The sequence below is a fragment of the Mycobacterium sp. genome, from assembly GCF_035499775.1.
Classification (GTDB): domain Bacteria; phylum Actinomycetota; class Actinomycetes; order Mycobacteriales; family Mycobacteriaceae; genus Mycobacterium.
This window is the reverse complement of record NZ_DATJYB010000256.1, coordinates 1-6311: the sequence shown is the minus strand read 5'-3', so window position 1 is coordinate 6311 and position 6311 is coordinate 1. Positions and strand designations below refer to the sequence as shown.

The 6311-nt window shown below is 64.6% G+C and carries 5 protein-coding genes and 1 pseudogene; 4 read left to right on the top strand and 2 right to left on the bottom strand.

Annotated elements, in window-relative coordinates; all coding sequences use genetic code 11:
• Nucleotides 1-269: 269 nt before the first annotated feature.
• Entirely contained in the window at nt 270-1031 is a 762-nt protein-coding gene (locus tag VML93_RS16965) for a sigma-70 family RNA polymerase sigma factor (RefSeq protein WP_325612394.1), read from the top strand.
• Between the two features lie 40 nt (nt 1032-1071).
• Here the strand turns inward: VML93_RS16965 and VML93_RS16960 are convergent, their stop codons facing one another.
• Nucleotides 1072-1689 carry an FHA domain-containing protein gene (locus VML93_RS16960; protein WP_325612393.1) on the bottom strand — a complete coding sequence of 206 codons (618 nt, stop codon included), beginning with the start codon at nt 1687-1689 and terminating at the stop codon, nt 1072-1074.
• Between the two features lie 197 nt (nt 1690-1886).
• Between VML93_RS16960 and VML93_RS16955 the strand changes: the two genes are divergently transcribed.
• Both VML93_RS16955 and VML93_RS16950 read left to right on the top strand, forming a co-directional pair.
• Nucleotides 1887-3128: a hypothetical protein gene (locus tag VML93_RS16955; protein WP_325612392.1), complete on the top strand. Its 1242-nt coding sequence runs from the start codon at nt 1887-1889 to the stop codon at nt 3126-3128.
• Complete coding sequence (locus tag VML93_RS16950) at nt 3125-5374, top strand: lanthionine synthetase LanC family protein (protein ID WP_325612391.1); 2250 nt, start codon at nt 3125-3127, stop codon at nt 5372-5374. Before VML93_RS16955 ends, VML93_RS16950 begins: the two co-directional genes overlap by 4 nt.
• Nucleotides 5375-5437: 63 nt before the next feature.
• On the opposite strand, the gene VML93_RS16945 is transcribed toward VML93_RS16950, so the two are convergent.
• Nucleotides 5438-5593 carry a hypothetical protein gene (locus VML93_RS16945; RefSeq protein ID WP_325612389.1) on the bottom strand — a complete coding sequence of 52 codons (156 nt, stop codon included), beginning with the start codon at nt 5591-5593 and terminating at the stop codon, nt 5438-5440.
• Nucleotides 5594-6001: 408 nt separating this feature from the next.
• Here VML93_RS16945 and VML93_RS16940 point away from each other — a divergent pair.
• Nucleotides 6002-6311, top strand: a pseudogene (locus tag VML93_RS16940) (hypothetical protein); the annotation flags it as partial.

Genomic DNA, 6311 nt, shown 5'->3' with positions numbered 1-6311 from the left:
GGGGTGCGGCGAAACCGGCGCTGCGACATACCACGCACCATATGCAACGACACCGACAACCACCCGATGCGACGCTGTTCGCCTGGCCGGATTCCCCCGACGGCTACAGCCGCCGGTCCCCTCCGGCCGCAACTGATGGGGCGGTAGACGTCCGAGCGGTGCTACTCCCGGGCACTTGCCAAACGGATAGAAAACCCTTCCCTGGCGGCAGTGGAATGTGGCTTTCCGGGTGATTACGCAGTCAAGTGCCATCCGTGAGCATTTCAGTCATGACATTCATCACCCCACTGCCGAAGAGCGACATTGTCAGCGACGCGGAACTCGCCCGCGCTGCGGCGGCCGGCGATCGTGCGGCATTGGCCGGGATCTACCACCGCTACGCCACCCCGCTGCACGCGTATTGCGTTGGCCTGGTCCGCGATCGCCACGCGGCCTCCGACTGCGTGCAAGAAGTCTTCTGCATCGCGACGGCCGAATTGCCGAAGCTGCGTGACGCGGACAAGCTGAGGCCCTGGCTCTATGCCATCGCCCGGCGCATCGCGCTGCGTGCAATATCCGAACGGCGCCGCGAACCCGCCATCGACGAGCTGCCCGACAACGCGGCAACCGGCCCGGGACCGTTTACGCAGACGGCGCGGAACGAACTCGCTCGACTGATCGCGCAGGCGGCCGGCGGATTGTCCGAGCGCGACCGCCACGTGCTGGAGCTTGCCTACCGCCACGGTGTGACCGGAACTGATCTCGCAAAAACCCTGGGGATCAGCTACGACTCCACCAAGAAACTCCTACAGCGGCTGCGCGACAACGTCGAACGCTCATTGGGTGCGCTGTTGGTGGCCAAACACGCCACCCGGAACGGATGCCCGGAGCTGGCCGCGAGCCTGTCCGGCTGGGACCAGCAGTTCACTGTCCTGGTGCGGAAACGCGTTGCGCGCCATATCGAGTCATGCCCCACCTGCGACGAATACCGCGGCGGCGTCCTCAACGCCGTCGCCATGCTCGGCGGCGGAGTGCTCGGCAAGGTGTCCTAGCTTCCCCCACGTTCGACGCGCCCGCGAGGGCTCACTTTCGCTACGTACCGCGGTCACGCAGCATGGCGCGGTTGACCGCCCCGAGCAGGATGGCCGCGTTGGCCAACCGGACTCGGCGATCCCCCTCGGAGTGGATGCCGAACTTGTCGTACATGTGTTGCAGATGCTGTTTGACAGCCGCCTCTGAAACGTACAACTCACCGGCCATCCGACGAACCGATGCAGGCTCGGGAAACGGGTCGTCGGAGAGAAAGGGGCGGCACAAGACCTTGAGGACGTCGAGTTCCCGCGGGGTCAGGCGGGGCGCCCGCAGGATGGTTTTTCCCGTTTCCGTTTCTTCGTCAACCGGCGCTTCGTCAGCTTGCCTCGTCGTCCAGAAGACCAAACGTGAACTGCCGAAGCGCAATTCGTCTCCAGACCGCAGGACCCGTTCGGCAACGATCCGTTCTCCGTTGACATAGGTGCCGTTGCGGCTGCCTAGATCCCGTACGGACCAAACCTGGCCGAAATTCTCCAGCACCGCATGTACGCGGGACACGGTCGTATCGTGCTCGAGCGACACGACATTGGTGGAGGCCTTGCCAACCGTGACTCGCTGACCGCTCAGCGCGACCAGCTCTCGGCCTGACGGTTTCCAAACTTCCAAATGGGAAGACATGCCGACCTCCTATCAGGCCATTCTGAACCCTGCGGCGCAGAACTAGCGAACACCCCGCCTGGCGGAGTTCATTGCGATGCGGCAAACGGTGTTCGCAGTTGGCATCGCGCTCTACGATGAATTTCCAGAGTTGCCGACGATGGCCGGGGCGCATTCTGAGAGTCGAATTTGCGGGGAACACGAGCACAGGTCTTGGGTTGGACGCGCTAAGCACGCTCAAGGCCCTGTTGCACGAGCGGTCAGCCAGGGCCGAGGAGGCCGAAGACGCCGGTGGATCGACGGCATCGGCGCCGCTTACGGATATTTTGGGAGCGGTCTTCCGTTCCAACCCTGACTATGAGCTCGATGAGTTTGTGCGGTTGAATCCTGCTCTGCAGGCGGCGCTGGTGGAGTCACTCAGCGACGACTGCTTCGGTCTGCTGCGCCCGCCGCCGGACTCGGGCCTGGACCTGAAGGTGGTCGACAAAGACACCGCCCTGCTGTTCTACGCGTTGAGGCACCCGGGCCGTTTGCCCGCCTTTGTCACGATGGGCGCCGACGAGCACGTGAACGCTCTGATCGTCGAGTTGGTCCGCGACGAAGTCCTGCAAATCGCCTTCCAAGACGAGTTCGTCTCGGGTGCCGCGGCGCTTGACCTGGTCGGTGAGCCCACTGAGCCGGTGCAGGAGCCGGGCCGCATTTCGCGGATTTCCCTGGATGCGTTGCGCTTTGGGCAGCGAGCGCAGGGAAAGGATGCGCCGGCGCTCGCCGAGCAGTTGTATTTTTTCAACCGGATGCCGCTCACACCTCGCTGGCAGCGGTACCTGGGTCCAAAAAATGACGAAACGGCCCTGGGCCAATTCCTCGGAATCGAATCGGGAAGCCTGGCCGCGGTGCTACGCGCAGAGTGGCAAGAACGGGACCGCCCCACGGGCAGCTGGCGACTGTGGTCGCTGCGCGACGCCGCAGACGTAGGGCCGCGAAACGTCGCCGGCTACCAGATTTACCTGAGCCCGACACTCGGGTCGATCCCTGACGTGCTGCCCGCGATCGTGGATGTGTTCGTCGAGAAGCGCGTTCGGGGCTTCAGGATGGGAGCCGATCTGGCGAACCTGTGCCGGACCGACAAGATTGTGGCCGAGGTTGACAGCGTCGAGCACCTGCAGGAGGTGGGCCGCGCATTGGATGAGCGCCTTGACGACGCGCCGGCACAGGGCGTGCCGTTCACCGCGGATCTGTGCCGGGACGGGCTGATCTCGTGGGGCACGGACCCTTGGCGGCGCCGGATCACCCGTCGGCTGGCCGACGCGCTGCTCGAGGCGCGCGATGCCCCCACCGCCGGACTCGAGCCGTGGCAGTTCGCACTGCAGCGTGCGCGCCTCGACGGAATCAACACCGACACGTGGACGCCGCTGTCCGGCAGCAGCGCCGAAATGACCGATCCGATGGTGTGCGAATGAAAATCACCGACGTGTTCGTCCTGCCCAACGACGTGCAAGTAAGCCAACTGCCTTCGGAGCAAGGCGATTTCATCCTCACCCGGGCCGCGGGTCGGAGCTACTCGAAGGTCATCGACGGCGAAATGGCCGCCCTCGTCCTGGCGTTCACACAGCACACGACGATAGTGGACGCGGTTCTGCGGTATTGCGTCGAGAATTCCGGCGATCCCGAAGAGATTCTTAATGCTGCCTATCCTGTTCTCGAGGAGCTGATCCGCGACGATTTTCTGGTTGTCGAGGGATCCGACGCGCCGGCTCCGGCCGCGGCCGGTCTTAGTCCCGGCGACACTTGGGAACGGCTCGAGGTGGTTCGTCCGGTGCGGGTCTCCGACGACTGCGAGGTCTATCAGGCCCGAACTTCCCGCGGAGAGCTGGTCGCGCTGAAAAGGACTCGGCCCGGCGCGCCGATGCAGCGGGCCGAGATGATGCGGCGCGAGGCCGCCATCCTGGGGTCCTTGCCGGGCCACTTCACGCCCGCCTTGCTCCATCATGGCGAGGCTGCTGAATTCTGTTACCTGGTTACGGGGTGGTGTCCGGGCGTCACTGCCGCGCGTGCCGCCGGTCGACTGCGCGCCCTGCACGGAACGCCGGGCCGGCGACGACTGCTCAACCTGTGCTGCGCGATCGCCGACACCTATGCCGGCTTGCACGCGCAGAAGGTGATCCACGGCGATGTGCACCCGCGCAACGTGCTCGTCGACGAGGACCAGCAGGTGACCCTGCTCGACTTCGGCAAACCGCCGCCGGTCAGTTACGCCGGTGAGCAACGTGGGGTCGCGCAAATGATTTACCAGCTCATCACCGGACACAGCTACACAGAGGTTGGGCAATCTGAGCCCGAACCGTTTTCACGATGGGGCGTGGCGCCGTGGCCGGACGCGGAAGGGGTCTTGGGTCGTGCTCTGAGCCGCGACCCCGCCGACCGGTATGACAGCATGGCCGACTTCGCGGCGGCGTTGCGGGCCGCGGCGATACCCGAGTCGGCAGCGGGCAAGACGAAACGAGCTGTCCCAAACCGGTTTTCGGAGGGCGAGCGCCTGCTCGCGGACTACCTCCGCAGGCTGGATCCGGCCCGTGCACTGTTTGAGGCCGGTCTGCCGGAGCCGCCGTATACCTCGATCAATTACGGCAGCGGCGGCGTCGCCTACTTCCTGTACCGGCTGGCCTGCATCCGCGAGGACGCACAACTGCTGTCGTGGGCCGAGCTGTGGATCGACAGAGCGCTCCAAGAATCTGAAACCAAGGGCGAGTTCGCTTTTGCGGATGCCCATGGCGAGATTCTCTCAGAAATCAGCGGGCCGGTCGCACTGTATCACTCGCCGACCGGGCTTCACGTCGTGAAGGCACTCATCGGCCACGCCGCGAACGATTATGCCTGCGAGAGAGAAGGTTTGGCCGGATTTGTCGCGGCGGCGCAACCACCATGCGACAACATCGATGTCACGCTCGGAACATCGGGGCTGCTGCTGGCTGCGGCGCTGCTCGACGAGGCGATACCCCGGCAACCCGATGTGCGGTTGCTCGGAGCACAATTGCTCGCCGACATCTGGGGTCAACTCGAGACCATGCCACGCCTGACCGAAGAAAAACGGTTCCGCTCAACCGGCATCGCCCATGGCTGGGCGGGCGTGTTGTACGCGGTGCTCAGCTGGTGCCGAATCACCGAAGACCCACTACCGGCGGCACTGCCAGCGCGTCTTCACCAGCTCGCCGATTTGGCCGAACACCAGGAAGGCGGCCTGTGCTGGGAGCGACACATCCGCTCGTCGTCAGATGGAGATTCGACAGATTTTCCTGCCAGTTGGTGCAACGGCACCGCGGGAATAGTCCACCTGTGGACACGCGCGGACGAGATGCTCGCTGACACAAGGTATTTGAAACTAGCCGAAGGCGCAGGCCGACATGTGGCCGCGGTGCCCAATCCTCTTACGCAACTTTGCTGCGGACGACCCGGGCAAGCCTACGCCATGCTCAACCTCTACAACCACACCGGTGAACGCCGCTGGCTCGACCACGCCCAGAAATTCGCGGAAGAATCTCTGCACCTCTCACGGGTGCCTATAGATACGCAGCCACCCGCATTCCATTACGCGCTCTACAAAGGTCCCCTTGGGACGGCCCTCCTGTCGGCAGACCTGGAGGTACCTTCGCAGGCTTGCATGCCGATGTTTGAGTCAGAAGGGTGGACGCCAACCACCGCCGCATAACCGACGTCGCGTCGGACATGCGGCGGTGGAGTTTGTGACGATGTCACTCGTTGTCAGGCCAACTCACTTGGTCCGGTGCGAGTGAGTGCAGTTTCCGCCGGTTTGCTGGCTGCCCTCGGGGCAACCGGCGGCGACGCCACCGAGGACGACGCGCAGCTCCGCCTGGGTGAGGTTGCGGATGTGCTGGCTGCGCAGCGCCAGGCTCTTGGTGTTCTTCATGGTGTCTCCTTATGTAGGCCCGGCCCCCGATGGACCGGATTCACAGGTAGGAGCAGCCATGCCACACCTCGGGGACACTTTCCGAAGAAATATTTTTGGCGTCGGTGCGCTGAGCCACAACGTGATTGGGCGCGCCCTGCATACAAGCCCGCTACGCGGGCTGCGACGGGAAGCGTCGGCCCTGGCGGAAAGCCGAGTGGCCTAACCTTGGAGAACTCATTATTTCGGACCCGGCAGTCCAGCCATGAGATCGCGCCGTCTGACCGCCGTAGCCGCGACAGCGGGAATCGTTGCCCTTTGCCAGACCCGGCGCGCCGTCGTCATGCGACCCGGGATGCGGGCCCGGCCAGCCGGCCACGCTTTGGCTCACCAACCGCGTCGTCGGTATCACCACGAACCAGGGCTACGGTGAGGCAGCCATACCGAGCCCCAGTCCCATCGAGCGCACGGCGCTGCTCGTCGACGCCCAGCAAGGACGGCAACCACCAAATCATCGTCGACGCGGGCCGGGAGGCCCATCTCTACGCGGTGTCCGGTTGCACCATCACGCCCGTCATCGACGAGTCCGGCGCGCGCCTGGCATTGGCGCGTTGCCAGCCTGGTATGCCGTTCCTGTTCGACATGGGGCACCGGGCAGGCAACGGCGACGGCATCGGCTGCGACGACATGGGCGCCGGCCGTCGCCTGGTGGCGTTGCTCCCGAAGGCGGACAACGGTC